The sequence below is a fragment of the Haloarchaeobius pelagicus genome (assembly GCF_051207375.1).
In the GTDB taxonomy this organism is placed as follows: domain Archaea; phylum Halobacteriota; class Halobacteria; order Halobacteriales; family Natrialbaceae; genus Haloarchaeobius.
In genome coordinates this window covers 1,847,159-1,873,383 of sequence record NZ_JBPJZD010000001.1, presented here as the reverse complement: position 1 = coordinate 1,873,383, position 26,225 = coordinate 1,847,159, and the positions used below count along the sequence as shown (strand labels likewise).

30 protein-coding genes are annotated in these 26,225 nt (G+C 65.7%); 11 read left to right on the top strand and 19 right to left on the bottom strand.

Going from position 1 to position 26,225, the window contains the following annotated elements; all coding sequences use genetic code 11:
• Positions 1-95 precede the first annotated feature (95 nt).
• The gene (locus tag ACSC1S_RS09905) at positions 96-2,897 is read left to right on the top strand and encodes a PEP/pyruvate-binding domain-containing protein (RefSeq protein ID WP_435364149.1); all 2,802 of its coding nucleotides are present in this window, start codon (positions 96-98) and stop codon (positions 2,895-2,897) included.
• A 69-nt stretch (positions 2,898-2,966) separates the two neighbouring features.
• Positions 2,967-3,584 (top strand): hypothetical protein, encoded by a 618-nt coding sequence (locus ACSC1S_RS09900; protein ID WP_435364148.1) that lies wholly within the window; start codon positions 2,967-2,969, stop codon positions 3,582-3,584.
• Positions 3,585-3,607: 23 nt separating this feature from the next.
• Here the strand turns inward: ACSC1S_RS09900 and ACSC1S_RS09895 are convergent, their stop codons facing one another.
• The 3 genes from ACSC1S_RS09895 to ACSC1S_RS09885 all read right to left on the bottom strand — a co-directional run bounded on the left by ACSC1S_RS09895 (position 3,608) and on the right by ACSC1S_RS09885 (position 6,530).
• Complete coding sequence (locus ACSC1S_RS09895) at positions 3,608-5,794, bottom strand: DHH family phosphoesterase (RefSeq protein WP_435364147.1); 2,187 nt, start codon at positions 5,792-5,794, stop codon at positions 3,608-3,610.
• A gap of 47 nt (positions 5,795-5,841) precedes the next feature.
• Entirely contained in the window at positions 5,842-6,096 is a 255-nt protein-coding gene (locus tag ACSC1S_RS09890) for a DUF7521 family protein (protein WP_435320252.1), read from the bottom strand.
• Between the two features lie 80 nt (positions 6,097-6,176).
• Positions 6,177-6,530 (bottom strand): winged helix-turn-helix domain-containing protein, encoded by a 354-nt coding sequence (locus ACSC1S_RS09885; protein WP_303647521.1) that lies wholly within the window; start codon positions 6,528-6,530, stop codon positions 6,177-6,179.
• A gap of 140 nt (positions 6,531-6,670) precedes the next feature.
• Here ACSC1S_RS09885 and ACSC1S_RS09880 point away from each other — a divergent pair, with 140 nt between their 5' ends.
• Positions 6,671-6,871 (top strand): DUF7835 family putative zinc beta-ribbon protein, encoded by a 201-nt coding sequence (locus ACSC1S_RS09880; RefSeq protein ID WP_435318697.1) that lies wholly within the window; start codon positions 6,671-6,673, stop codon positions 6,869-6,871.
• A gap of 95 nt (positions 6,872-6,966) precedes the next feature.
• Here the strand turns inward: ACSC1S_RS09880 and ACSC1S_RS09875 are convergent, their stop codons facing one another.
• The gene (locus tag ACSC1S_RS09875) at positions 6,967-7,230 is read right to left on the bottom strand and encodes a hypothetical protein (RefSeq protein ID WP_435320251.1); all 264 of its coding nucleotides are present in this window, start codon (positions 7,228-7,230) and stop codon (positions 6,967-6,969) included.
• Between the two features lie 103 nt (positions 7,231-7,333).
• Here ACSC1S_RS09875 and ACSC1S_RS09870 point away from each other — a divergent pair, with 103 nt between their 5' ends.
• On the top strand, positions 7,334-8,074 hold the full coding sequence (locus tag ACSC1S_RS09870) for a metal-dependent hydrolase (RefSeq protein WP_435364146.1): 741 nt from the start codon (positions 7,334-7,336) through the stop codon (positions 8,072-8,074).
• Here ACSC1S_RS09870 and ACSC1S_RS09865 read toward each other — a convergent pair whose 3' ends face one another.
• The 4 genes from ACSC1S_RS09865 to ACSC1S_RS09850 form a co-directional block, all read right to left on the bottom strand.
• The gene (locus tag ACSC1S_RS09865; protein ID WP_435364145.1) at positions 8,075-9,181 is read right to left on the bottom strand and encodes a PAS domain-containing sensor histidine kinase; all 1,107 of its coding nucleotides are present in this window, start codon (positions 9,179-9,181) and stop codon (positions 8,075-8,077) included. It lies immediately after the preceding gene.
• A gap of 63 nt (positions 9,182-9,244) precedes the next feature.
• On the bottom strand, positions 9,245-9,667 hold the full coding sequence (locus ACSC1S_RS09860; RefSeq protein ID WP_435318694.1) for a DUF8036 family membrane protein: 423 nt from the start codon (positions 9,665-9,667) through the stop codon (positions 9,245-9,247).
• A complete protein-coding gene (locus ACSC1S_RS09855; RefSeq protein ID WP_435320250.1) occupies positions 9,660-9,944 on the bottom strand; it encodes an ArsR/SmtB family transcription factor in 285 nt (94 codons plus the stop codon). Before ACSC1S_RS09855 ends, ACSC1S_RS09860 begins: the two co-directional genes overlap by 8 nt.
• An 89-nt stretch (positions 9,945-10,033) precedes the next feature.
• Complete coding sequence (locus ACSC1S_RS09850; protein ID WP_435364144.1) at positions 10,034-11,311, bottom strand: hypothetical protein; 1,278 nt, start codon at positions 11,309-11,311, stop codon at positions 10,034-10,036.
• Between the two features lie 228 nt (positions 11,312-11,539).
• Between ACSC1S_RS09850 and ACSC1S_RS09845 the strand changes: the two genes are divergently transcribed.
• The gene (locus ACSC1S_RS09845; protein WP_435318692.1) at positions 11,540-11,932 is read left to right on the top strand and encodes an OsmC family protein; all 393 of its coding nucleotides are present in this window, start codon (positions 11,540-11,542) and stop codon (positions 11,930-11,932) included.
• Between the two features lie 36 nt (positions 11,933-11,968).
• On the opposite strand, the gene ACSC1S_RS09840 is transcribed toward ACSC1S_RS09845, so the two are convergent.
• Positions 11,969-12,829: a ubiquinol-cytochrome c reductase iron-sulfur subunit gene (locus ACSC1S_RS09840; RefSeq protein WP_435364143.1), complete on the bottom strand. Its 861-nt coding sequence runs from the start codon at positions 12,827-12,829 to the stop codon at positions 11,969-11,971.
• Positions 12,830-12,982: 153 nt separating this feature from the next.
• Here ACSC1S_RS09840 and ACSC1S_RS09835 point away from each other — a divergent pair, with 153 nt between their 5' ends.
• Positions 12,983-13,438: a DUF5799 family protein gene (locus ACSC1S_RS09835; RefSeq protein ID WP_435318691.1), complete on the top strand. Its 456-nt coding sequence runs from the start codon at positions 12,983-12,985 to the stop codon at positions 13,436-13,438.
• 6 nt (positions 13,439-13,444) lie between these two features.
• Here ACSC1S_RS09835 and ACSC1S_RS09830 read toward each other — a convergent pair whose 3' ends face one another.
• Positions 13,445-13,588 (bottom strand): DUF7557 family protein, encoded by a 144-nt coding sequence (locus ACSC1S_RS09830; RefSeq protein ID WP_435318690.1) that lies wholly within the window; start codon positions 13,586-13,588, stop codon positions 13,445-13,447.
• 174 nt (positions 13,589-13,762) lie between these two features.
• Here ACSC1S_RS09830 and ACSC1S_RS09825 point away from each other — a divergent pair, with 174 nt between their 5' ends.
• Positions 13,763-14,557, top strand: a complete 795-nt coding sequence (locus tag ACSC1S_RS09825; protein ID WP_435364142.1) for a class I fructose-bisphosphate aldolase — start codon at positions 13,763-13,765, stop codon at positions 14,555-14,557.
• Positions 14,554-15,414: a class 1 fructose-bisphosphatase gene (locus ACSC1S_RS09820; protein ID WP_435364141.1), complete on the top strand. Its 861-nt coding sequence runs from the start codon at positions 14,554-14,556 to the stop codon at positions 15,412-15,414. Before ACSC1S_RS09825 ends, ACSC1S_RS09820 begins: the two co-directional genes overlap by 4 nt.
• Here the strand turns inward: ACSC1S_RS09820 and ACSC1S_RS09815 are convergent.
• The 9 genes from ACSC1S_RS09815 to ACSC1S_RS09775 all read right to left on the bottom strand — a co-directional run bounded on the left by ACSC1S_RS09815 (position 15,411) and on the right by ACSC1S_RS09775 (position 23,207).
• On the bottom strand, positions 15,411-16,028 hold the full coding sequence (locus ACSC1S_RS09815) for a class I SAM-dependent methyltransferase (protein ID WP_435364140.1): 618 nt from the start codon (positions 16,026-16,028) through the stop codon (positions 15,411-15,413). The genes ACSC1S_RS09820 and ACSC1S_RS09815 overlap by 4 nt on opposite strands.
• A gap of 87 nt (positions 16,029-16,115) precedes the next feature.
• On the bottom strand, positions 16,116-16,583 hold the full coding sequence (locus ACSC1S_RS09810; protein ID WP_435364139.1) for a PTS fructose transporter subunit IIB: 468 nt from the start codon (positions 16,581-16,583) through the stop codon (positions 16,116-16,118).
• Positions 16,580-18,271: a phosphoenolpyruvate--protein phosphotransferase gene (gene ptsP / locus ACSC1S_RS09805; RefSeq protein WP_435364138.1), complete on the bottom strand. Its 1,692-nt coding sequence runs from the start codon at positions 18,269-18,271 to the stop codon at positions 16,580-16,582. Before ptsP ends, ACSC1S_RS09810 begins: the two co-directional genes overlap by 4 nt.
• Positions 18,268-18,549, bottom strand: a complete 282-nt coding sequence (locus ACSC1S_RS09800) for an HPr family phosphocarrier protein (protein ID WP_435318684.1) — start codon at positions 18,547-18,549, stop codon at positions 18,268-18,270. The genes ptsP and ACSC1S_RS09800 overlap by 4 nt, the downstream gene beginning before the upstream one ends.
• The gene (locus ACSC1S_RS09795; protein ID WP_435364137.1) at positions 18,546-19,016 is read right to left on the bottom strand and encodes a PTS sugar transporter subunit IIA; all 471 of its coding nucleotides are present in this window, start codon (positions 19,014-19,016) and stop codon (positions 18,546-18,548) included. Before ACSC1S_RS09795 ends, ACSC1S_RS09800 begins: the two co-directional genes overlap by 4 nt.
• A gap of 65 nt (positions 19,017-19,081) precedes the next feature.
• Positions 19,082-20,260: a PTS fructose transporter subunit IIC gene (locus ACSC1S_RS09790; RefSeq protein ID WP_435318682.1), complete on the bottom strand. Its 1,179-nt coding sequence runs from the start codon at positions 20,258-20,260 to the stop codon at positions 19,082-19,084.
• Positions 20,261-20,370: 110 nt separating this feature from the next.
• On the bottom strand, positions 20,371-21,276 hold the full coding sequence (gene pfkB / locus ACSC1S_RS09785; protein ID WP_435318681.1) for a 1-phosphofructokinase: 906 nt from the start codon (positions 21,274-21,276) through the stop codon (positions 20,371-20,373).
• On the bottom strand, positions 21,276-22,040 hold the full coding sequence (gene glpR, locus ACSC1S_RS09780; protein WP_435318680.1) for an HTH-type transcriptional regulator GlpR: 765 nt from the start codon (positions 22,038-22,040) through the stop codon (positions 21,276-21,278). Before glpR ends, pfkB begins: the two co-directional genes overlap by 1 nt.
• Positions 22,041-22,229: 189 nt before the next feature.
• Positions 22,230-23,207 (bottom strand): isocitrate/isopropylmalate dehydrogenase family protein, encoded by a 978-nt coding sequence (locus ACSC1S_RS09775; protein ID WP_435364136.1) that lies wholly within the window; start codon positions 23,205-23,207, stop codon positions 22,230-22,232.
• Positions 23,208-23,627: 420 nt separating this feature from the next.
• Here ACSC1S_RS09775 and ACSC1S_RS09770 point away from each other — a divergent pair, with 420 nt between their 5' ends.
• The 3 genes from ACSC1S_RS09770 (at position 23,628) to ACSC1S_RS09760 (ending at position 26,040) form a co-directional block, all read left to right on the top strand.
• The gene (locus ACSC1S_RS09770) at positions 23,628-24,245 is read left to right on the top strand and encodes a hypothetical protein (RefSeq protein WP_435364135.1); all 618 of its coding nucleotides are present in this window, start codon (positions 23,628-23,630) and stop codon (positions 24,243-24,245) included.
• A 58-nt stretch (positions 24,246-24,303) separates the two neighbouring features.
• Positions 24,304-25,557 carry an acyl-CoA thioesterase/BAAT N-terminal domain-containing protein gene (locus ACSC1S_RS09765; protein WP_435364134.1) on the top strand — a complete coding sequence of 418 codons (1,254 nt, stop codon included), beginning with the start codon at positions 24,304-24,306 and terminating at the stop codon, positions 25,555-25,557.
• Positions 25,558-25,767: 210 nt separating this feature from the next.
• Positions 25,768-26,040 carry a hypothetical protein gene (locus ACSC1S_RS09760; protein WP_435364133.1) on the top strand — a complete coding sequence of 91 codons (273 nt, stop codon included), beginning with the start codon at positions 25,768-25,770 and terminating at the stop codon, positions 26,038-26,040.
• The last annotated feature ends 185 nt before the right edge of the window (positions 26,041-26,225 follow it).

Genomic DNA, 26,225 nt, shown 5'->3' with positions numbered 1-26,225 from the left:
GGTCGGCCAGCTGTCGCCGCCCTCCCTTATATATCGAATCGCGGAACCGTCATATCGCTACGGCCCGTATAGGGCGCACTCTGGGGGGAGCACAAGTGGGAGTACCAACAGTCGTTCCGCTGGCCGAATCGCTCGCAACCGACCCGACGTGGACAGGGGGGAAGGGCGCGAACCTGGCGACACTTGTGGGTGCAGACCTGCCGGTCCCGGCCGGGTTCTGCGTCACCACGGCGGTCTACTGCGAGGTGGTGGCTGACCCGACGGTCCAGGCCCGCATCGCGGCCCTGGCCGACATCGACCCGGCCGACACCGAGGCTATCAAGGAGGCGGGGCGGCGAACCCGGGAGGCGATTCGGGCCAGGCGTCTCTCGCCCGAGGTCCGCCAGGCAATCATCGGGGAACTCGGCATCCTCGGCATCGACGACGCCTACGCCATCCGGTCCAGCGCGACCGCCGAGGACCTGCCACACGCCTCGTTCGCGGGCCAGCACGACACGATTCTGAACGTCGTTGGCCCGAACGCGGTGTGCGAGACGGTCGTCGAGTGCATGGCGAGCGCGTTCACCGACCGGGCCATCGTCTACCGCCAGCGGAACGGCATCCCGCACGAGGAGGTCGGCTGCGCCGTCGTCGTCCAGCGCATGGTCTACCCCGAGGCGTCGGGTATCCTGTTCACCGCGGACCCCGTCTCTGGAAACCGGACCCGCGTCACCATCGATGCGGGCTACGGCCTCGGGGAGTCACAGGTCGGGGGCCTCGTCACGGCGGATACCATCCACGCCGACGCCGGTACTGGGAACGTCCTCGACTACACCGTCGGCGAAAAGCGCCAGGCCGTCCACGCCACGCCGGGAGGTGGCACCGAGACGACGCAGGTCTCCGCGAAGAAGCGCCGCCAGCGCGTCCTCACCGACGACGAGGTCCGCGGCCTCGTCGACATCGGGAACCAGGCGCACGACCTGTTCGGGAGCCCGATGGACGTGGAGTGGTGCCGCGACGACGACCGCTTCCTCATCCTGCAGGCGCGCCCCATCACGACCCTGTTCCCGGTCCCCGAGCCGGCACCGGCCGACGGCCAGGTGCACCTCTACTACAGCTGGAACCACAAGGAGGCCATGTCGGCGGCGATGCCGCCCCTCGTGGTCGACGTCTGGCGGAGTCTCCTCGACGAGTCGATGACCCGGTTCGGCTTCGAGGGGCTGTCCGAAACCGCCGTCGCGGGCGGCCGTATCTACCAGGACCTGACGCCACTCGTCCGGACCCCACGGCTCCGCGAGCGCTATCTCCGGGCGATGGCCAGCGTGGACGAGCCGGCGGCCGTCGCCATCGAGAACTTCCTCGACGAGCGCGACCCCTGGCCCGACGAGGACGGGCTGGTCACGACGGTCGGTCGCGGCGTCCGAACCGGGCTCCACGCCACACCACTCGTCTCGCGCATCGTCGGCAGCGCCGTCGGGGCACTCGCCCTGGGCGACCCCGCGACCGTCGCGGACCGGCAGCGCGACTGGTACGACGAGTTCGCCACCGAGGCGGTCGAACGAATCCGCGCCGAAGAGACCGTCGAAGAGCGGGTCCAGGCCGCACGCGATGAACTCTCTGGCTCCCTGTTCGGCGTCGTCGGCCGGTTCTTCCCGTTCTACGCCACGTTCATCGCGGGGGCCGCGCTCCGGCGGCTCTGTCCCGGCCAGGAGGCTGACATCGATGCCCTCGGGCGCGGGCTCGCCGGCGACGTGGTCACCGACATGACGCTCGCCCTGGGTGACCTCGCGGACCTCGCACGGTCACTCCCGGCGGTCGCCCGGGCCATCGAGGCCGGACAGGACCGCGAGACCGTCGCGGCTGTCGAGGGCGGTTCGGCCTTCGACGCCGCGCTCCAGACGTTCCTCGACGAGTACGGGTTCCGCGGCCCGAACGAGATAGACATCTCGCGCCCGCGGTGGAACGAGGACCCCACCCAGTTGCTTCAGGCGATTCGTGGCGCGCTCGTGTCCGACGTACCAAGCGGTCACCAGGAACACTTCCAGGCCCTCGTTCGGGAGGCCGAAGCTGCCGCGACGCGACTGGAGGTCGCCGTCGCCAGGGACGTCCAGGCGACGATGCGCAGGGCGAACCTCGACTACGTCGAGGCCCAGGCTCGCGCCGCCGCCGTCCGCCGGCTCGTCGCCGTCTACCGTGGCTACCTCGCCCTCCGCGAGCACCCGAAGTACGGCATCGCCCGGCTACTCGCCGAGACCCGGGCCCAGTTCGTCGCGGCCGGCGAGACGCTCGAAGCTGCCGACGTGCTCATCGACACCGAGGACGTGTGGCTCCTCCAGCTCGACGAACTCCAGGCCGCCCTCGCCGGCGAGCCCATCGCGCCCGATATCCGCCGGCGAAAGGCCCTGTTCGCCCACCACACCGCCATGTACGCCCCGCGGGTCATCACCAGCGAGGGCGAGGCGCTGGGCGAGCCACGCATCGCCGATGACGGCGCGCTCGAAGGGACACCCGTTTCCCGGGGCGTCGTCGAGGGCATCGCCCGGGTCATCCGCGACCCCACGAAGGAGACGCTCCGACACGGCGAGATCCTCGTCACGGAGTTCTGTGACCCCGGGATGACGCCGCTGTTCCTCAACGCGGCCGGCCTCGTCACCGAGGTCGGCGGCCGGATGACCCACGGCTCCCTGGTCGCCCGCGAGTACGGCATCCCCGCAGTCGTCTCGGTCCCATCGGCGACGGCCCGCATCCAGACCGGCGAACGCATCCGCGTCGACGGGACGCATGGCACCGTCGAGGTGCTGGACCGGGTCCCGGTCGAGGAGTTCCAGAAGGTGTACGACGTATCCGGGACGCCAGCAGACGAACCGACAGAGGGCGACACCAGACGGGTACCAGAGCGCAGCCACGGAACGGAATAGACGGGACGCGACCGCCACAGTCGTTTCAGCGTTCCAATCTTTATTGCGAGTCGGTCGGTGTGAGTGGGTATGGCAGTCGACCCTCGACGCGTCTGGTGGCTGGTGAAACCGACGTGGCCGGTGGTGTTACTCGCTGCTGTCGCAACGATGGTCGTGACACAGCAAGAGTGGCGCACCTGGCAGACCGGCGGCCGTGCGGTCGTCGAGTACCACTACTTCTGGCCGGCCTACACCTGGTCGCACACGGATTACGTCCAGGGCCCAAGCTCGCTGGCGCTCACCTGGAACTTCGCCCTCGGGATGGCCCTCTGGTATCTTCCGGCGGTGGCCGTCGACCGGACCGTCCGGGCTGCAATCGGGGCAGTCGGTGTGACCGATCTGGCACCGCCGAGCCTCACTCGACTCGTCGACGTGCTCTCGCTGCGGCTCTCACTCGCGCTGTTGACGCTGGCGTTCGCCCTCGTTGGAAGCTTCTCGCCGATCGCACTGTCGGTTTACTCGCTGCCGGGCTTTCTCCTCGTCAAGTTCGCACTCCCCGTCTGGGGCATCGACATCTACACGGAGTACACCATGGCGTACTACAGCCCCGTCGCGTTCCCCGCCTGGTACGGCCTGTTCGCACTGTTCGGTGGCGTCGCCACTCGAATCGGTAACTGGCGAGAGAGAAGAACGGAGAACGCGACGTAGTCGCGTCGGCTATCGACGACTGCTCAGGGCTTGAACGACTTCGCGATGGCCGAGACCGTCGCGTTGAGCACGTCGTCGCGCTCGCCGGCGAGGTACTCCAGGTGGCCGTCGCGGCCACCGACGACGCTCAGGCCAGCGTCGGAGACGACTTCGGCGACCTCGTCGGCGACCTCGCGGACGTCGACGTACTCCGTGCTGCGGAGGTAGAGGTCGTCGTCACCCAACGCGAGCGTGACGAGCGGCTCGTCCGTCTCGGCGGCCTGCTCGCGGTGGAGCGAGTCGAGCAGGAGTTCCGTCGGCGGGAAGTCGAAGCGGTGCGTGAACGCGTCGGCGTCCAGCACGGCGAACTCGATGCCCTGTGCGGTCCGGGTCGAGACGTTCCGGCGGGCGGTCTCCAGTTCGCGCTCGAGCTTGGTGCGGAACTGCTTGCTGACGTGGCCCGCGAGTCCGTCGCTCTCGTTGAACAGGAGGTCGGTGACCAGTTCGCGCTTGTCCTTGTAGGACTGGTAGTACGCCTCGAGGGCGATGGCCTCGCGGAGTTCGCGGGTCTCGTCCTCGCTGTAGCCCGCCTCGCTGGCGAGGTCGGTGTACACTGCCGGCGCGTCGGCCCAGTAGCCGATGGCGGGCAGGTGGAGGAGGTCCTCGCGCACGTCCTCGTTGACGTGTGCCGCGACGTTCGCGGCGAGGGTCGCACTCGTCACGTCGTCACCGGCACCGGCGAGGTGCGGGTTGACGATACCCGAGACCGAATCGACGATCTCCTCGTCGGGGTGGCCCGCGTCGACGACGACGCGGTCGGCGTCGTACACGTCGAGCAGGTCGTAGCTCTCCTGGGACTCCAGCGTGCTGCCGAGGTCGGCGAGCACGATGAGCGGGAGTTGCTCGCCGTGACGCTCACGCGCGTCGAGCATGTTCGTCACGTCGTTCGTCGCGGCGTCCATGTCGTACACCGGCTCGTCGAGCGGTCGCCGCTCGAAGAAGTGGTAGACGGCGTCGTCGCGTGCGTGTTCCTCGCGGACGAGGGGCAGGACGGCGCGTTCGATGGCGGCACCGGCGACGTAGCCCTCCGCGTTCGCGCGGTGGCGCACGACGACCGGGCGCGACTCGATGACGGCGCGGCGGATGGCGGTCGCGACCTCGCGGATCTCGTCCGCGACGGCGGCGACGGAGTCGTGGTCGGCGAGCAGGTCGACCGTGCCGGGGTCGGCCTCGTCGTCGAGGGCGGCCTGCATGCGGTCTTCGACGGCGGCTGCCTCGTCGCCCTCGAGGACGGTCAGGGACTCGGTCTCGACCTGGATGTTGTCGTGACGGCGCTCGACCTCACCGACGAGGCGGACGACGTCGTCGACGTTGACTTCGGGGTAGGCGCGGACGCCTGCCTCCTCGAAGGCGGCGCACTCGATGACGCCGCTCTCGTCGCGCAGTTCGAAGACGGTCGGGCCGGAGGTCTGGCGGACGCTGATGACCTCGCCCTCGATGCTCACGTCCTTGCCGACGTTGTCCGTGAGGACGTCGATGGCGGTGCGGGCGAGTTGCTTGTCGGGGCTCGGCTCGGACTCGTCGCTCGATTCGTCGGCGGTGACCGGTTCGGATTCGTCGCTCGATTCGTCGGCGGTGACCGGTTCGGATTCGTCGGCAGATTCGTCGGCGGTGACCGGTTCGGACTCGTCGGCCGATTCGACCGCCGCGTCAGCGTTTCCCTCGTCGGGGGCCTCCGTCGGCTCCTGCGTCTTGTCGGCGCTCGGTGCGGCGTCCTCGGCGTCGGGGGTGCGGACCTGCGTCGCGGCCTGCTGGCTCCCGTCGGTCGTCGCCGCGACCTCCTGTTTCTCCTCCTCGGGGAGGCGGTCGCCGCTCGGGTTGTCGATGAGCTTGCCGCGGAACTCGGACTCGTCCTGCCGGATGGACCAGCCGAGGTCGATGTTGCCGTTGTCGCGCACGTCCGTCACCTGCACGAACACGGTGTCGCCCGACTTCCAGTCGAGGCTGTCGAGTCGCTTGTCGAGTTCGCTTCGGTGCAACAGACCGGTGACCGAGGTCCCGATGTCGACGAACACGCCGAACTCGGCGAAGCCGTCGACGCTACCGCGGTAGTAGCGGCCGGGGGTCAGTTGGTTCGGTGAATCGCCCTCGAACGTGAAGACGACGTCTTCCTCGTGGCTCTTACAGATGTGCCCGTCAACCGAGGCACCACAGATGATACAGTTACCCATTTGGCGGAGTAGAATGGACCCGGCCTAAAACTGTTGTCGAAACTCGCTCAGCGGTACAGGGAGAGATACAACATGCTGAACCCCACGATGAACGGCACCGTCTCGGCGATGTTGAAGTAGATCACACCTTCCGTTATCTGCATGCTGATGTTGGTCAGCGCCACCCCCATACTGATGAATGCGAAGCCGATGAACGCCGATTCGAGCCGCTTCCCGCCCTTCTGATTGTATGCCTGAAAACTGATGAAGGTCAATCCCAGCGCGAGCGCGAACAGGACGAGACGCATCATCATCAGCACCATTCCAGCGATTTCGAGCAACTCTACCACGGTTGCTCTCCTGCTACTGTGCCCGAGAACATAACTGCACCGCCGGAGCCCGGTCAGCGACCGAGCTCGTCCCACAGACTGGAGAACCGGTCCGGCAGGTTCTCCTTGCGGTAGATCCGGATGTCGTACTCGTCCTCTTTGAGACGGATGACCGTCGCGTCGAAGTTCGACTTGATGGCGTCGTAGTGGTTCCCGTCTTTCGCGACGAGGGTCTCCGAGGTGACGAGCTGGTGTTCTTTGAGCATCTCGATTCGCCGGTACACCGTTGGGAGGGAGAGGTCACAGAATTCGGCGACCTGCTTGGCCGAGCGAGGCTCCTCGCTGACCGCGGCGAGCACTTCGCGTGCGTGCTCGTCGCCGATGGTGTCCAGAATCTCCTCGATTGGCCGCTCGTCGTCCACGCACATACGTCACCGGTTACGAAATATAAGGTTTTTGTACCCGGTCTGAACAGTGTCAAAATTCACCACCAAGTGGTACAACAGGGTTATTTCTCAGCTTGAAAACGCTAATGTGGCATTATAACAGTAGAGGGTAATCTTCAGATATGGCAACGACTGACGACTCATTCAACGGGCTGACCGAACACTGCGATTGCTGTGGTACGGAGACGCTACACAAGGTCTCCGTCCAGATCATCACCGAGAGTTCCAAGACGGAGAATGCGCAGTTCTCCCGCGAACCGTACCGCGTCAAGGAGTGCCAGACGTGCGGCGAGCGCTCCAGCCAGCGGATGAACAACGCCTGATTCGGGCACTCGACCGACGAATCGACCAACTGGCCGGCCGGGTAGCTGGGTACTGCCCTGCCGGCGTGCGTATCCCACACTGGTGGTTCCGGGGTTCACTCGAACACCGGGGACTCCTCTTCGAGGTTCTCGATATCGTCGACGAGCGACCGCACCTGCTCCGGGAAGAGCGCGACCTGTACCTCGTTTCCGTCGTCGTCTTCGAAGACCAGCTTCACGCGCTTGTCGCCGAACTCCCGTGCCGCTGCCTCCGCGACGTCGAACAGCTTCGCCGAGCCGGACTTGTTCGCCGGGCCGACGTTCTTGATGGAGCCCTCCTTGAGTTCGAGCATGAAGTCACTGAGCTGTAACGCGAGCATGCCGTCGGCTACGTGAGTCCGACTCATATAACCCGTCGGACATCGTACCGTCCCTGCCGCCGCGTGCAGTTTTAAGTGTATCTCGGGAGTAGTACCAGTTGCCATGCAACTCACCTGGTACGGCCACTCGACGTGGTCCGTGACGGTCGGCGATACAGAGCTGCTCATCGACCCGTTCTTCGACAACCCGAAGACGTCGACCGACCCCGAGGAGCTGGACCCGGACTACCTGCTCCTCACGCACGGGCACGCGGACCACATCGGCGACGTGGACCGCTACGAGGGGACGAAACTCGTCGCCACACCCGAGGTCGTCGAGTACTGCCGCGACGAGTTCGGCGAGTACGAGGCAGTCGGCGGCATGGGTATGAACCTCGGCGGCACCGTCGAGTGTGGCGACGCCTACATCACGATGCACCGCGCCGACCACACCAACGGGATGGACACCAGCTACGGCACCTCCGGCGGGATGCCGGCCGGCTTCATCATCTCGAACACGAAGCCGACGCAGGTCGCCGACGCGGATTCCGAGACCTTCTACCACGCGGGTGACACCGCGCTGATGACCGAGATGCGCGACGTCATCGGCCCGCACCTCCAGCCCGACGCGGCCGCCCTCCCCATCGGCGACCACTTCACCATGGGCCCGTGGCAGGCCGCCATCGCGGTCGACTGGCTGGACGTGGACTACGCGTTCCCGATGCACTACGACACGTTCCCGCCCATCGAGCAGGACCCCAACGACTTCGCCCGCGAGGTCAAGGCGACCGGCAGTGACGCCGACGTCGTCGTCCTCGAGGGTGACGAGTCCTGGGAGCTGAGCGAGAACCTGCTGGACCGGTAACTAGCGCTTCCGGTAGCCTGACCCCGACATTTCTTCGGTCTCCGTTTCGAACGAGACGCCGGTCACCTCGAACCGGACACCCGCCGTCTGCGTCGTATCCACCGCGATGTTCCAGTCGTGAGCGTCGACGATCTCCTCGACGATCTTCAGACCGAGGCCGGTGCCGTGCTCGGACGTCGAGAAGTCCGTCTGGAAGATTCGCTCCGGCTCGTCGACGGCCAACCCGGTCCCGTTGTCCTCGACGTAGAACCCGTCCTCGAGGAGCCCGACACGGACCCGCACCTCGCCCGACTCACGACTCGTGTCGTCACCGTTTTCGCCGGCGCCCCGCCGCCCGTGTTCCACCGCGTTGCTGAACAGGTTCTCGAACAGTTGCGCGAGGCGGTTCCAGTCAGCGACGACGGTCCCCTCGGCCTCGTTGTCCAGTACGGCATTCTCGGACTCGACGTTGTTCCAGCACTGCGAGACCAGGACCGAGAGCGGCACCGGTCCGGTCTCGTGGACTGCCTTCCCCTCCCGTGCGAGGACGAGCAGTTGCTGGGTAAGCTCGTCCATCCGTTCGAGGCTCTCCTCGGCCTCGGTGAGATGCTCGCAGTCACAGGTCTCCTGGGCGAGCTGGAGTCGCGTCGTGGCGACACTGAGCGGGGTGCGGATGTCGTGTGAGACCATCGAAGCGAACGCTTCGAGTCGTTCGTTCTTCGCCTCCAGCGCGTTCGCTTGCTCGACGCGCTCGGTCACGTCGCGGTACACCCAGAGGTTCGCTTCCCCATCCGGGAGCGTGTAGGGCACGTAGGTCCGTTCCAGCGTCCGGCCGTCGACGAGGCGAAGCGACTCACCGGACACCGGCTCCCGCCTGTCGAGCAGCTCCTCGATGCGCGGCATGAACTCCGCCGAATCGACGAACGAGTCGGCGACGGTTGCTCCGGCGGCGGCACAGTCCTGCCCGAGGAGTCCCTCCGGGTCCGTGTCGAGGTCGAGCACGTCACAGAGCGCACTGTTGACCACGATTATCTCCCGAGTCTCGTCCTCGACGAGTACCCCGTCCGGGAGGTTATCGACCAGCGCTTCGAGGACGGCCGACGAGATCTCCTGTGCGTACTCTGCCATGACTATCCGAAACTAGCGAAGCAAGCTAATAGTCATTCCGGCGAGTATTCGGCCTCCAGTTCGTCACTCGTAGCTCTGGTGCAACAGTATCAACACCGCGATACTGGCGAACATGTCGGGGATGAACGCGAACGGGCCGATACTCGCGGCGAGGCCCTGCCGGAAGCCGCCGAATATCATCGCGACGATGGGGACCGACGTGATGGCGTACAGCAGCAGCGAGAGACAGAAGATGATGAGACTCAGCGTGAACCGGTTGGGCAGCTCGCGGTAGACGGTGAGGTAGTTCATCGTCAGCGCGATGAGCAGGACGACGGTGAACGTCGAGACGAACATCTTGACGACGAGCTGGATGGCTATCTCTGGGTGGTCGGTCAGCGGGAGCCGGCCGACGAGCCGGGTGAACAGGAACGTCGCGACGATGGCGACGAGGAAGGCGACCAGGGCCACGGCGAGCGTCCGCCGGCCCGCGCGCACCTCAGACATCCACATCACCAAGGTCCGCCTGTTCGGCGATCTCGTCGAGGACGTCCATGTTCGCTTCCATCTGGTCGGTCAGAAAGTAGGTCTTGCCGTAGTCGTCGCCCATGGTCATCAGTACGTTGTTCTCGGTCAGGAGTTCGAGGTGGTGTTGCACCGTCTTGTAGTCGAGGTCGAGCGCGTTCGACAGCTGGTTGGTGTTCATCGGTTTCTGGTCCAGCGCGTAGACGATGCGCAGGCGGTTCCGACCCCCGCGAGCACCGCCGATGAGCCACCAGAGCACCTTTCGCATCGATGTCTGTTTCCTGTACCGCGAACGCTGTAATAAGTCACTGGGGTCGGGGGGTGACACTCGGAGGGCCGGCGGTCAGCTCAGGCCGGGGCGACGAGTCGCCGGGAGTCCGCATCGTCGGGGCGCTCGGGGTCGGACTCCTCGGTGTTCGTGTCCGCACCCGAGAGTTCCTCGGCGCGGTCGGTGATGTACTCGCGGACCTCGGCCCAGGACGCCCCGTCGTTCCGGAGGTCACGGGCCTCGCCGAGGACCGTGTGAATCTCCTCGCGGGTCAGGTCGTACTCGGCGTGGAGGTGGTGGGCCACGCGCTTCGCGACGGCCTTCTTGCGGTCGTCAGCGGTGAACCGCGTCACCTTCTCGCGGACCATCTGCTTGATATCCTCGCGGTCGGCACCGTTCTCGTGCATGGTCTTGACCGTCGTGACGATGTCGCGGACCTCACCGTCGGTCAGGGCGAAGTTCGCCTGCAGGCGCTCGGCGAGCTGGCTGAGCCGGTCGCTGCCGTCCGTGGGATGGTCGTCGCTGGCGTAGTCGCGAATCAGTTCGCCGACTGCGGCGCGAATCTTTTCGTTGCTTGCGCCGTCGGCCTTCATCTCGCGGGCCGTGGTGACCACGTCACGGACCTCCTCGCCGCTGAGGCCGTACCGGTGGGCCAGGTCGTGGATCTTCTTGACGTGCTGGAGCTTGTCGCGCCAGTGGCCCTGGTCGACGCGCCTGGCGTCGAACTCACGGAGGTGCGAGCGGACCGAGTCCTGGATATCGTCCCAGGTCGCGCCGTCCTCGAACAGGGCGCGGGTGTCGTCGACGATGAGCTGGGCTTCGGTTTCGGTCAGGTCGTACCGGCGCAGCAGGTGGTCGTACCGGGCCTGCCACATGCGCTCTTCGAGGGCGGTCGTGTCGACGCCGTAGTCCTGGAGCTGCCAGACGACGGCGTGCTTGATCTCGGGGATGGCCTCGCCATCCTCGTACATCGTGACGACCATCGTCGTCAGCTCGTCGAGCTGGGCGTCGGTCAGGTGGTAGTGCGTCTTCAGTTCGTACAGGACGCGTAGCTGGGACTTCTCCCGAATCTCGCGCTCGGCCACCCCGTACTGGTGGAGCGAGTCGACGACCTCGCGACGTATCTCGTGCGCGGTCGCCCCGTCCTCGTGCATGCGTTCGGCCTCGTCGACGATGGCGTCGACCTGGTCGTCGCTCAGGTCGAACAGGCCGAGGTACCAGGTCAGTTCGGCGCGCCAGTCGCCGGTCGATTCGGGGTCGGTCGTCGTCTCGTCGGGCGTCGCAGCCACCACGCCGACCACACTAGACGTGAGGAGGAGGGTGGCGAACCCGACCGCGGTCATCGTTCGTGCTTTCATGTCTGAACTGCAGCCTGACAGAGCCCGAAGGACCTAAAGAGCGTTCGCCGAGGTTACATGAAACTCGACCACAGGTTAGACCCAGATTCGTCCCACGATGGCCCCAGAACCGGCCGGAGTCGGGCGGTTTCGGGGGACCACATGCGCGCCCGGTCTGCGTCCGAGACGGCGACAGCAACCACCGGGAGGCCAACGCTTACCCCGCTTCCGTGAGATGTACGCAACGCAATGTCCAAGGAAGTCCGTACCATCTCCGAGGAGGGGTTCAGCGCGACGAACGAAATCCGCGACTTCGAGACCAGCATCGACGCGACCGGTGAGGCCGCACCGGACACACTCGAGAGCCTGCTGGCCTCCTACGCGGCGTGTTTCGTCCCCGCGCTCCGCGTGGCTGCCGAGCAGCGCAAGGCCGGCGACCTCGGCCGCGTCGAGATTCACACCATCGGTGACCTCAACGACGACGACAAACTCGACGCGATCACCTTCAACGTGCAGGTCGAGAACGAGGTTGGCGACAAGGCCGACGCCGTCGTCGAGCGAGCCGAGGCCCTCTGTAAGGTCCACGACGCGCTCAAGGAGAGCCTGCACGCGACGGTCGAACTCGAAGACGGCGCGTTCTAACCGGTTTCGGCCGGCCGCCCCGGCCGTGTTGCGGTCTTACTCGTCAGGCCGCGGCAAGGCGATGTACGTCTTCTCGACGATGTCGAACGGGTCGTACACCGACTGGTGACAGCCGCAGTAGCTCTTGTTCGCCGCACCGAACTTCGGCGCGTCGCCGCTGTCTTTGAACCCGGGGATGCAACAGAAGTGGGTGCACTTGTTCATGAAGGCGAGACAGCCCTTTACCGTCGAGGCGGCGATCCATTCGTCCTCCTTCGCGGCTTCCTCGATGAGCGGGCTCCGGATGACCTGCACGGCGAGGCTCTCTTCTGCGGGAACCGAGTCCGCGTGGGAACGCCAGTTGCAGTCGGCGGGTTTGCCGTACCCCGGGTCACCGATGTGGTTCGTCCAGTCCTCGTAGGGCACGAAGTCCTCGGGGTGGACCTTCTCCCCGCCTTCGACCGCCTGGCGCTGCCAGTCGTACGTCGTCGCGGGTTCGTACCGGAGGTAGTTGTCGTGGTCCGAATCGGGCTGGATGTTGCGGTACGTCTGGACGCCGCAGTACTGGAACCAACGCGAGGAGTAGGTGACGCCGGCGATCTCGGTCTCGGCGACGGTGATCTCGGTGCCGTCTTCGAGCGTTCTGGTCTCGGCCTCGGGCCAGACACCCTTGAGGTAGCCGTCCTCGTCCGTTTCGAGCGGTATCTGGGGAAGGCCGCGCGGGGCGGGGCCGTCGGTGTTCCGGATGGCACGGTAGGTCACTGACCCGCCGCCCTTGCCCACGTCGGTCGTGCTGCTGTTCACTGCGGCCGCGCCGGCAGTCGTGATGGCTGCCATGGAGGAGCCACCGACGACGCCTTTGACGAACCGTCGTCTATCGGTCTCTGGAGGGTACTTGTCTTCGTCCATGGGGACCATTTCCCGGTTCCAGTGTCAGAACCACTAAACGACTACCTGATTGTCGCGGCCAGGCAACTGGCAGAATAATTTTATCCTGTGACTGACAATCCTATGGGGTCGCGTCCTCGGCGAGACACAATTCTGATACGGGCCGTCCCCGAACTATCGGGTATGGCTAACTGGCAGGACACTATCGTGGGTGACCGGATGACCGTCGACAAGGAGTTCAATCAGGAGGTGCTCGACTCCGAGTTCTCGAACCAGGAGTGGGACCTCATCATGAGCGCTATCGAGTTCGAGATAGAGAACCCCGAGAACCCCGAGGAGGCTCGCATCGTCGCGAACGACGAGAAACTCTCGGCGATCATCCCGGAACTGGAGAAGATATCACAGCAGATGCAGGGAATGGGCGGGGCCCCCGGTGGCTCCGGTGGGAGCAGTGGCGGCGGTGGCGGCCTGTTCGACTCCGTGAAAAATGCGCTCGGGATGGGTGGCGGCGGCAAGAAGCGCGAAGCCGAGCGGACCGAAGCGGCGAGCAAGCTCGCGAGCGAGTACGCGGAGACGCTCCAGGCACACCTCGAGTCGAAGGGCAAGTGGGCCTCGGTGTGCGCCCGGGCAGAGAAGTAGAGAGAATCAGTCCCCTGCGTGGAACAGGGTCCGCTCGCTCGCTTCGTAGATGTTGATGAGCTCGATGATGAGCTCGTCGTCTGTCTCGTCCTCCTCGCGGAGGCGGTCGAGTCGCTCTTTCGTCTTCTCGGAGACTTCGATGGTGGGCATACGGGTAGAGATACGGCTGCAGAGGGGTTAAGCGCGGTGCCGAGGCAGAACTGGTGGGGGTTTCGGGCGTTCAGTCCGGATAATCGGTTTCGAAACCTCCCCGATTACAGACAGAGACAAAAGCAAACAAACATATTCAAAAACTGTTTTTGTTTGTTTCCCGTCGGTCGTGCTATGCAGCCACAAGTGGACTCGGCGCTGACGAGAGACGGCAAGGCAATCATCCTCGCACACGACCACGGGCTCGAACACGGGCCGACAGCGTTCGACGGTGTCGAAGCACGACTCGACCCGGAGACGGTGTTCGAGATGGCGACCCACGACGCGGTGACGGGCTTCGCCGTCCAGAAGGGGCTCGCGGAGACGTACTATCCGTCGTACGACGACAGTGTCTCGTTGCTCGCGAAATTGAACGGGTCGAGCAGCCTGTGGGAGGGCGAGCCATACGCCCCGCCGACGTGTTCCGTGGAGTACGCGGCCGAACTCGGTGCCGACGCGGTCGGCTACACGGTCTACCCAGGGACCAACCGCGAGCCGGAGATGTTCGCGGACTTCTGTGCGGTGCAGGAGGCAGCCCGCAAGTACGACCTCCCGGTCGCGATGTGGTCCTACCCTCGTGGACAGGCCATCAAGGAGCACCGCAAACCGAGTACCATCGCGTACGCTACGCGCGTGGCACTCGAACTCGGTGCGGACCTGGCGAAGGTGAAGTATCCGCGCTCGCCCGAGGCGATGGCCTGGGCGTGTGACGCGGCCGCCGATATGCCGGTCGTTCTCAGCGGCGGCTCGAAAACGAGTTCCAGAGCGTTCCTCGACCTCGTCGAGACGGCGATGGAGGCCGGGGCGTCGGGCCTCGCGGTGGGCCGGAACGTCTGGCAGGCCGACGACCCGCACGCGCTCCTCGACGCGCTCGAACAGGTCGTGTTCGAGGGCGAGTCCGCGGCGAACGCAGCCAGCGCACTCGAATGACCACGAGCGTCGCGGCGGTCCTCGACGCCGTCGCCGCCGCAGAGCCGGCAATCCGCAGAGCGCTCGCGACCAGTCGTGGTGAGACCGCGGCTATGGTCTCGGCAGGCGAGAACCCCTCCGGCGACCACGCCATCGCGGCCGACGACCGGGTCGACGCACTGCTTCACGACCGGCTGACGGCACTCGATGCGGTCGGTGCCTACGCCAGCGAGGAACGCGAATCGGTCGTCGACTGCGGGTCGGGCTTCTCGGTCACGGTCGACCCGGTCGATGGCTCCTCGAACCTCGCCTCGAACAATCTGGTGGGAACGGTCGTCGGCGTGTACGATGCGCCCTTGCCCGCGAAAGGGACGAGCCTCGTCGCCAGCGCGGTCGTCCGGTACGGCCCGCTGACGACGATGACGGTCGCCCACGAGGGGGAGGCCACGGAGTGGGTCGTTCGCGACGGGGAGCGGGTCGCGCCCAGTCAGGTTGCGCTCCCGGACGAGGCCACCGTCGTGGGACTCGACGGCGTCGGAACCATCGACCGGACCGACGATGGGATGCCGGCCAGCGTGCTCGACCTGGCGGGCGAGGTCGGCCTCAAACTCCGGTACACCGGCGCGATGGTCGCGGATATGGGGCACCTGCTGGCCAACGGTGGCCTGCTGTGCTACCCCGAACACGAGGGGCGACCTAACGGGGTGTTGCGGCTCCAGTACGAGTCGAACCCCGTTGCCCACATCGTGGAGTGTGCCGGCGGGGCAGCTACCGACGGGCGGCAGCGGTTGCTCGACCGTGAGCCTGGAGAACTGCACGAGCGCGTCCCGACGATTCTGGGGACGCCCGACCTGGTCGACGCACTGACCGAGAGCTAGTTCTCGCTCGCGGGACACACCTCACCCGCGAGGACCTGAATCCAGGCCAGCTGCGGTTCGGTGCCCGGCACTTCATTTATCTCGATCTCCACACAGTCGAACCCGTTCTCCTCGAACAGCCGCCGCACTTCCCCCGACGTGTATCGTTCGAAGTACCGTCCGTCCTCACTGTAGCCGCTCTCCTCGCCGCGTTTGAGCGAAGCGAACACGAGGCCATCCGGAGCGAGGACCCGGCGAAACTCCCGGAGCGTCGCAGGAACGTCCTCACGGGGGACGTGAAGCAGGGAGGCACAGCTCCAGATACCGTCGAAGGCATCGTCACAGAAGGGCAGCCAGCGCATGTCGCCGTGGGCGGCGCGAGCCTCGGGGACTTCCTCACGCACCGTCTGCAAGAACGGCCGGGTCCGGTCGATTCCCGTCACCTCGTAGCCGCGCTCTGCGAATACCGTCGCGTCGGCTCCAGGACCGCAGCCAACGTCGAGGACGCGCTCGCCGGTGAGGCCGTCGAAGAACCGCTGCCCGTACAGCTTCGCGACCGACTCCGACCGGTACTTCTCGACGAAGGCGGTGGCGTCGTCGTCGTACACGGCCGCGGTTCGGGAGACCTCGTCCATACGGGCGTGTCAGTTGGTTGGTGGAAAAGCGTGTCGGCTCCGGGGGTGATGGGCTTCGGCCAGAAGACGGGAACGAATCGGGCGAACTCAGGAGAAAAGTCGCTTCAGGCGGGCGAACAGGCCCTTCGAGCGGTCGCCGCCCTTCGGTCGCTGGCTGGTGTCGGTGTCAGTCGTGGTCGTCTCTGTGGTGTCGGTCGTGGTCGTCTCTGTGGTGTCTGACGAGGCGGCGTCTGCCGCCGCACTCCCTTCGCCGTCGACCTCCGCCTGAGCCTGCTCGATGAGGCCTTCCGGGTCGTTGACTGCGTCTTTCACCGTTCCCTTGACGAGGGGCTTTCCCTCGAATCGGTCGCGGCTTACGGCGGTATCCGCGGCGATGATGACCGCGTCGGCCGCGTCGATTTCCGCGGCGGTGAGCTCGTTCTCCGCGCCCATCGCGCCCTGGACCTCGACCTTGATCTCGTGGCCGAGCTCCGGCGCTGTCTGTTCGAGGTTCTCTGCTGCCATCTGGCTGTGTGCGATTCCGGTCGGACAGGACGTGACTGCGACAAGTTTCATGATGAATCGTTGGTGGTCGTGGGCACTTGGTCTTTGGTGTGTGCTGACAATGCGCGTTCGGCGAGCGTGGCCGCGGCGTCGTCTCCGGTCGATTCGACGCCAGCCTTCACGGCGGGGACCGTGACTGCGCTCATGCTCAGTTCGTCGAGGCCGAGTCCGACGAGCAGTTCTGTGACCGCGGGGTCCCCGGCCATCTCGCCGCACATGCCGACCCAGGCGTCGTTCGCGTGGGCGGCCTCGACGGTGCGGGCGATGGCCCGCAGGACCGGCGGGTGTAGCGGGTCGTGGAGGTCCGCGACCCGGTCGTTCTCGCGGGCCGCGGCCATGACGTACTGGGTGAGGTCGTTCGTGCCGAGGCTGAGGAAGTCGACGCGCTGGGCGAGTTCGTTCGCGAGGAACACGGCTCCGGGTGTCTCTATCATGACCCCGAGTTCGGGGACCTCGTGGGCGATACCTTCTGATTCGAGGTCGGCGGCGACGGACTCGACCCGCTCCAGAAGCGCGTCGAGTTCCTCGACGGTTGCGACCATGGGGAACATGACCGCGAGGTCGCCGTCGCCAGCAGCGGCCGCTCGCATGAGCGCACGCAACTGCGTCTCGAACAGGTCGGTGTCGCGCCCGAGCGACCGGCGGACGCCACGTTCGCCGAGGAACGGGTTGTCCTCGTCGGGCTGCTCGAGGTACGGGATGGGCTTGTCGCCACCCACGTCGAGCGTCCGGACCACGACGCGCCCCTCGGGGAAGGCGTCGAGCGCTTCCGTGTACGTCTCGACTTGCTCGGCCTCCTCGGGCGGGCTGGTCCGGTCCAGGAAGAGGAACTCGGTTCGGAACAACCCGATGCCGTCCGCGCCCTGTTCGACTGCACCGTCCAGTTCTGCGAGTGTGCCGAGGTTCGCCGCAACCTCGACGGGCGTTCCGTCGGCGGTCGAGACCGGGTCCGGGCGGATTTCGACGGTCTCCGTCTGCTCGGCCGCGGCCCGAGTCTCCTCGTCGGGGTCGACGACGAGCGTTCCGTCGTCGCCGTTCACGACGACTGTCGCCCCCTCCTCGACTTCGTTGAGCTGGTCGCCCAGCCCGACGATGGCCGGGATGGCGAGCGACCGGGCGAAGATGGCCGCGTGGGAGGTCCGACCGCCCTCGACCGTCGCGAATCCAGCGACGCGGTCGGAATCGAGTTGTGCCGTGTCGCTCGGGGTGAGTCGCTCCGCGAGCAGGACCGTCCCCTCGGGGACGTTCCCGAGGTCGACTCGGTCGCCATCGGTCAGGAGGCGGACCAGGCGGTCACGGATGTCCCGCAGGTCGTCCGCGCGCTCGGCCATCATGCCGTCCATGCCCTCGAACTGGGCGATGGGGTCTTCGAACCCGGCCACGACCGCGTGTTCGGCGGGTAGTCCCTCGTCGATGGCGTCGTCGACGGCGTCGACCAGTTGTGGGTCATCGAGGAACTGCAGGTGTGCGTCGAACACTTCGGCTTCCTCGTCCCCGATGCGCTCACGGGTCTGCTCGCGCTCGGTTTCGATCTCCGATCGCGCGGTCGCTCGCGCGTCGGCGACACGCTCGCGCTCGACGTCCGCGTCGACCGTCTCTGGTTCGGGCGGCTCGTCCAGGCTCGCGTCCGGGTCGTACCACACGACGGTGCCGACCCCGGACCGGGGCGTGGCACCGACGCCGTCGAGTCGCCAGCTCATGCGTCGTGTTCGGCCTCCGGCGTGGAGAGGACGGCTTCGAGCGCGTCGAGTGCGACTTCGGCGTCGGCCCCCTCGGCGGTCAGCTTGACCGAGTCACCGCAGGCCACACCGAGACTCGTCACGCCGAGCATACTCCGGGCGTCGACCGGGTCGGTGTCGCCATCGACGGGCTGGACCGTCACGTCGGCGTCGTGCTCGTTCGCGGCCTCGACGAACTTCGCGGCGGGGCGGGCGTGCAGGCCGTCGGCAGGGACGACCTCGACGATGCGCTCGCTCATTCGACCGCCTCCGCGACCACGTCGACCACTCGGTCTGGCGAGTCGGCATCGTACAGCGACTCGCGCACGTCGTCGTGCATGAGCGCTCGGGAGAGGCTGCTCAGGATGCTGAGGTGGTCCTGACTTCCGCTCTCGGGCACCAGTATCATGAATATCAGGTGCGCCGGTTCACCGTCCATCGCGTCGAAGTCGATGCCGGCCTCGGAGCGGAGGAACGCGAGCGTCGGTTCGGAGACGGCATCCGTCTTCGCGTGCGGGATGCCGATTCCCTTGCCGACGCCGGTTGTCGTCTCCTCCTCGCGGGCGAGGAGCGCGTCGAAGGCTGCGTCCCGGTCCTCGACGCGACCCGTGGCGACCACGAGATCGAGCAGCGTCTCGATGCAGTCGGTCTTGCTCTCCGGTTCGCTGTCCAGGGCAACGGTGTCAGTCGTCAGTATCTCTCGGATGTCGGGTTGTGGCTGTTGCATGTATGGTGTTTCCGTGTATGTGAAATGGTCCAATCGGGCGGTTGTCGGTAGTCGAATTTCGATTCTCAGTCCGAGGGCTGTGCGTCGCCCTCTGCTCTACTCTCTGCCATGCGCTCTTCGTAGTCGGGCTTGATGAGCGTCGCGACCGCCGCGGTGGTGAGCGACCCCAGCACGACGCAGGCGAGGAACAGCAGCGGACTGTTCGACAGCAGGAAGACGAAGATGCCGCCGTGGGGGGCGGGCATCGTCACGCCCAGTGCCATCGAAGTTGCGCCCGCGACCGCACTGCCGGCGATGATGCTCGGGATGACACGGAGCGGGTCGGCCGCCGCGTAGGGAATCGCCCCCTCCGTGATGAACGACGCCCCGAGGACGAGCCCGCTCTTGGCGTTCTCGTACATCTCTTCGGAGTACTTGTGCGGCGCGATGAGGTTCGAGAGCGCCATGCCGATGGGCGGGGTCATCCCCGCGATCATCACCGCGGCCATCGGCTTGGTGACGGCTCCCCCTTCCGCGGCGATGAGGCCGACCGCGAAGACGTACGCGACCTTGTTGACCGGACCGCCCATGTCGAACGCCATCATCCCACCCAGGATGAGGCCGAGGACGATGGCCGTGCCGCCCTGCATACTCGACAGGAACGAGGTCAGCGCGTCGTTCACGATGGCGACCGGGACGCCCAGCGCGAACAGGACGACGGGCGTGAGGACCGCCGTCGAGACGACGGGGATGATGAGCACCGGCATCATCGGCTTGATGGCCTTCGGTACGTCCAGGTTCTTGAACCACCGGACCACGAGGCCGACCACGAGACCGACCACGATGGCCCCGAGGTAGCCCGCGGGCTTGCCCCCCGCGTTGAGACCGAGCAGCTTGCCGGTCTGTTCGATGACGGCCGGCTGCTGGATGATGTACGTGAGGATGAACGCGGGTGCGAGTGCTGGTCTATCGGCGATGGCGTACGCGATGTACGCCCCGAGTATCGGGACCATGAACGTGAGCCCAGCCCCGCCGATCTGGACGAGGTACCAGTCCAGCGTGCCGGGCTGGCTCGCCAGGTTCTCGATTGCAGGCGTGCCCGGGACGAATTCGGTGGCTGCGAACCCGAGCGCGATGAAGATACCGCCGATGGTGACGAACGGTATCATGAACGAGACACCCGTCATCAGGTGTTCCTTGACGTTCGTTACGTGTGATCTGAGCGCCCCCTCTGCCGTGTCCTTCAGTGCCATGAGTGTGTCCATCACAATAGTTCAGGTACGGTTCAAAAGTACTTTCGAATATTTTCGTTTTTGTTTGTTTTGGGCTGTAACCTCGCCAGAAGGGCGAATTTCGGGCACACGCGATAGACACATCAGTGGACCGTGACCGAGACGTGCTCGGCGTCCGTCGGCAGATCGGCCAGGGAGGGGATGCTCGTCCCCGCCACGGCGACCACCTTCGACGCGACGGCGACCCCTTCTCCCAGGGCCTGCCGGGGGGAGTCCCCACGGTCGAGCGCGGCCAGCACGCCGGACAGCAGTGCATCCCCTGCGCCGACGGTATCCACCACGTCCACGTCGAGTGCGGGTGCGTGGTACGTCCCATCGGACGAGGCGAGGACAGCCCCATCCGACCCGAGCGACGCGACGACCGTCTCGAACCCTTCCTCACGGAAGGCTTCGGCCGCGGCGGCACACTCGTCGACCGTTCCGACGGGCATCTCGGTCGCGGCGGCGAGCTCGGCGCGGTTCGGCTTGCAGAGCGCGTAGGTCGCGTCCAGGCCCTGCAGTGTCGCCCCGCCCACGTCGACGACCGTCTGCCAGTCGCCCGCGCGACTGATGGCGTCTATCGCGTCGGTCGTGAGGCCCGGCGGGAGGCTGCCCGCCACGACGACCAGCGCTGGCTCGTAGTGCTCGATGGTCTCGATAATCGCATCGATGGCCTCGACGCCGACGGTCGGTCCGTTCTGGTTCACCTTGTACTCCTCTTCTCCCAGGACCGTCGTGTTCAGCCGGGTGAGGCCGTCGATATCGACAAAGTCCTGCGGGATTCCGTCGGCGGCGAGGCGTTCGCGGACGAACTCACCGAGGAATCCGCCGAGGACACCGGTCGCGACCGTCTCGCGACCCAGCTCGACGAGGTACTTCGAGACGTTGATGCCCTTCCCTCCGGCGTCGTATCGGGCCGACCCCGCGCGGTGGACGGTGTCGGGGGTGAACGCCTCGTCGACCGTGACGGTGTGGTCGACGGCCGGATTCAGGGTGACCGTGAGTATCATCACGCAACCTCCGTCACGAGTCTGACGCCCGCCGCGTAGAACGCCTCGCGCTGCTCGTCCGTGAGTTCGGCGTCGGTCACGAACACGTCCACGTCGTCGAGCGTGGCGAACTGGACGAAACTCCGGTCGCCGAGTTTGGTGCTGTCGGCACAGAGCACGACGGTCTCCGCGCAGCCAACCATCTGTTCTTTGATGCGTGCTTCGTCCTCGTTGGGCGTGGTCAGACCGGCCTCGACGTCGACCGCGTTCGTCCCCAGGAACAGCAGGTCGAAGTTCATGCGCTCCATGAAGCGCTCCGCGCTCGGTCCGACGAGCGCCCGGGTCCGCTCGCGGAGCGTCCCGCCCGTGAGTTTGACCTCGTTGTCCTCTTTCCCGAGTTCGAGCGCCAGCAACGGCGAGTTCGTGACGGTGAGGATCGACCCGTCCTTGGGCGTCTGTTTCGCGACCTCCATCGTCGTCGTCCCGGAGTCGAAGCAGACCACTTGGCCTTCGACGATCTCCTCGACGGCACGGGCGGCGATGGCCATCTTCTCCTCTAAGTTCTGGACCTCTCGCTGCCCGTAGGTCTGTTCGCGCCCGACGGTGGTCACCGGGACCGCCCCACCGTGGGAGCGTTCTATCATCCCGTCGTCTTCGAGTTGCTGGAGGTCGCGTCGGACGGTCGCCTTCGAGAAGCCGAAGTGGTCCGCGAGTTCCTGCACGGAGCACCCGTCCTGTGCCGATACGAGTTCCACTATCTTTCGTTTTCTCTCTGCAGGTAGCATACTATCCTCTTGAGTTCCTATTCGTGTGTGGTGACTGCACGGATTTAATTGTTTGTGCCAGATATTGTGTTTGTTTCTGAGTAGAGCACTCGCAACTTTCTTGATTGTGTGAACAGGTGGCACGGGGCGGTCGCATAGCGACAGCTGCGCAGCCCCTTGCGATGCAGCAGAAAGAGAACTGGTGTCGGTCTACAGGCGCTCGACGATGGCCGCGGTGACCTCCTCGGTGCTGGCGTCGCCGCCGAGGTCGGGCGTGGTCGGGCCCTCTTCGAGGGTCGCTTCGACGGCATCGCGGACTGCCTGGCCCTCCTCGTCGTACCCGAGGTACTCCAGCAGCATCGCGGCTGAGAGGATGGTCGCCGAGGGGTTGGCGACGCCCTCACCGGCGATGTCGGGGGCGGTACCGTGGACCGGCTCGAACAGCGCGTTGTCCGGCCCGATGTTCGCGCTCGGGAGCAGTCCGAGCCCACCCACGAGGCCGGCTGCGAGGTCCGAGAGCACGTCGCCCGCGAGGTTGGGGCAGACGACGACCTCGAACTGCGTCGGGTCGAGACAGATGTGGGTCGCGAAGGCGTCCATCAGGACCTCCTCGGTCTCGACGCCGTTGGCCTCGGCGACGTCGACGACGGTGTCGCGGAAGCGCCCGTCGGTCTCGCGCATCACGTTCGCCTTGTGCGCGACGTGGAAGGAGTCCTTGCCGCGTTCGTCGACGTAGTTGCAGGCGTACTCGGCGAGCTGGGCCGACGCCGACGAGGTGACGACGCGGGTCAGCGTCGAGAGGTCGTCCGAGAGGCGGTCTTCGTGGCCGGAGTAGACGCCCTCGGTGTTCTCGCGCAGGAAGACGAGGTCCGTCTCGGGGCGGAGCGCGTCCACGCCCGGGTACGCGCGGGCGGGCCGCACGTTCACGAACGAGTCCACGATGTCACGCAGCGGGAGGATGACGTCGGCTGCGGTCTCGCCGGCCGCGCCGAACAGCGTCGCGTCCGCGCTCGCGGCGAGCTCGCGTGTCTCCGGCGGGAGTGCGTCGCCGGTCTCTGCTTTCGTGGCGTCGCCCGCTTCACCGTACTCGAATTCGAAGTTGCCGACCGCGTCGAGCACTTCGATGGCCGCTGGAACGACCTCCTGTCCGATCCCGTCGCCGGGGATGACGGCGATGTGTTCGCTCATTGCTCGCGATGACGGTACAGTGGGTGGAAAGGGATTCGGTATCGGCAGATGTTCTCCGGGTCGGCAGATGTGCAGTTTCGACCGACCTGTCACGCGAACAGCACCCCAAGACTTTTATCCCCGGGCATCAAATTATTAAACGAAAGAGCAGTGCGTAATTAAATCGCCAGTTACTTGTATCAGTCTCCAGTAGCTACTTCTCCGGAGCACGAGACTCCGGTGTTCGGCCAGTAGCAGGCTGAACACGAGCGCGAACACGCCAGCGACACTGACCACCGAGCGACTGCCAATCCGAAAACAGACAGGACACATGAGAGACATCTCCGCCGATTCCAGGTCCCCGGCTGACGCCCGCCCGCTGACTGACCGCGAACGAGGAACCCGGAACGTCGTCGCTGACATCCGCTCGTTCCTCGACCGATGACAGGCGAACCGCCCGCGAACCAGCGGCACACCCGATACATGTCCGAGTACGCCACACTTACCGAGACCGACGTACCGCCCACCTTCGACCAGTTCACCGACCTGCAATCGCTCGCCGACGAGGTCGACGCCGACTACCGAGAGACGCCCAACGACCACGAGGGGGAGGACCACTGCGAGGCCGACTATGCGGGTCGCGCTATCGCCGGCATCGTCGACGAACAGGGTCGACTCCTGCTCATGGTCCACGAGCCCTCCGGGACCCGGCTCATGCCGAACGTCAAGGTCGAACCGGACGAGGACTGGCTCTCGTCTGCACTCGCCGAGGTCGAACACCTCACCGGCATCGCCGTCCAGTTCACCGGAACCGAGCGCCTCCGCCGGGTCGACCACCGCGTCGAGGGCTCCGAGGAGGTCCTCGAGTCGACGACCCACGTCGTCTTCCGGGCCGTCCCAGTGGCGGGTCCAGCGGACCGCCCCGACCCCCAGCTGAACCACGAGGCCATCGAGAACGACGGCATCGACCCCGACGACTTCACGGTCGACTGGTTCCAGGAGGTGCCCGGCGACGAGTCGGGGATGGTCGAGGCCGACGCCCGACTGCTCCTCGACTGACCACGGACCGACCCGGACAGGACCAGCACCGCCTGCAGAGAACCGGCCTCCCTTCGACATGACAGACCACGTGATTGCTGACGACGCGAGCACCGACACCGACACAGACGACCACGAAACTACCCTCACGATTCACGCCCCCGACACCAGTCACAACGACGAGCGAATCGCGATTCGGCTGACCGGCCTCGACCCCGGCGAACCAGTCACGTTCACCGCTTCCCTCGCGGCTGACGACGGCGTCGAGTGGTACTCGGAACTGACGTTCCGGGCCGACGACGACGGCACGGTCGACCTGACCGAGCACGCGCCCGCGTCCGGCAGCTACGACGGCTGTGAACCGATGGGTTGGCTCTGGGCGATGGACAACGACGCCGACGAGGCCTACCCCGCACTCGGGGACGACCCGCACGCCGCCATCGAGCTATGGGCGACCACCGACGACGCGGTGGCCACCCGGACTATCACCCGCACCCTGTACGACCCCGGAATCACCATCCGGCCCGTCGACCGCGACGACCTCGTCGGGACCCTGTTCGAGCCGGCAGGCGACGGCCCGCACCCGGCCATCCTCGACCTCCACGGGTCGGCCGGCCGCCTCAGCACCCGCCGGGCGAAACTGCTCGCCGACAAGGGCTACGCCACCCTCGCCATCGACTACTTCGGCGAGGGCGACCCCATCCCCGACGACCACCGGAACGTCCCCCTGGAGTACTTCGACACTGCGAGGGAGTGGCTCAGCGAGCAACCGGGAATCGACGCGGAGCGCGTCGGCGCGTTCGGCGTCTCCCGCGGGGCCGAACTCGCCCTGCTGCTCGGCGCTCGCCGGGACTGGGTCGGGGCCGTCATCTCCTACGCAGGGAGTGGCCTCGCGTGGGACACCCCATCCGGTGAACCGGCCTGGACCGACGGCGGCGAGCCGGTTCCGCACATCGTCGCGCGTGATACGCCCGGCGAGACCGTCGAGACGGGTATCGACGACGAGGAAATCGAGCGCGTCGCCACGAGAGTCGAGAACACGAACGGCCCGATTCTCCTGCTGTCGGGTGGCGAAGACCCGGTCTGGCAGTCGCGCTATCTCTGCGAGATTGCCGTCGACCGCCTCGACCGCCACGACTTCGAGCACCCGTACGGGCATCTGACGTACGATGGGGTCGGCCACTACATCGGCACGCCGTACCAGCCGCTCTCCGGTGTCGGGCCTGCCGAGGTCGCGACGGCCACAGCACGGGCTGGCGAGGATTCGTGGCCGCGGGTGCTGGAGTATCTCGAAGCGGGGCTCGAATCCGGGGACGGGACCGCTGACGTGTGACCGACAGATAGAGAGTGCGAGTGAACCGCCGAAGAAATCACAAATTTTCAGTACTGTATCAATGGCGTGCTGAATACAGCGTGCATATCTCACATAGGTGTGCTCCCTGGCCAGATGAGGTCCGGTCTCAGCGAGTGGTATCGTCTCAAATGGCTTGGTTGAATCTCTGTGCTAACATTTAACATTATGGGGACTCTTGATTCAAGAACCATGCCAGACCCAGAGCTACCGATGCTTCCAGACGGCACGACTCTTCGATGGCAGTATCTTGAGCAAGGAGAATACTCAGCAATAACGATTTTTGCGGAGGTGCAAGATGGTCGGATTCAGTTCCAAGGCGAGCCGAGGAGTCCATCGGGCGCGACACGTGATTTTGACAAACTCATTAGAGGAGACGACGGATATGCCTGGGACTATCCATGGGAACAATGGGAATGGAACACCGGAAATGAATGGGTTCCAATTAAGGGCCTCAGAGAGTGACGGTTGGTTATTCTTCCCTGTCAAAAGCTAAAATAACGTCGTAGAATCTAGCAGTTCGAGATGGCCATGCATTGAATTCGCTGTTGAATATCTGCTTTGAGTTCATCAGGGCGCTCCTGACAAATTCAATTTATTGCACTTACGATCCTGGCAGACTCGGCCCTCTGAATCAACCGACCAGCCGA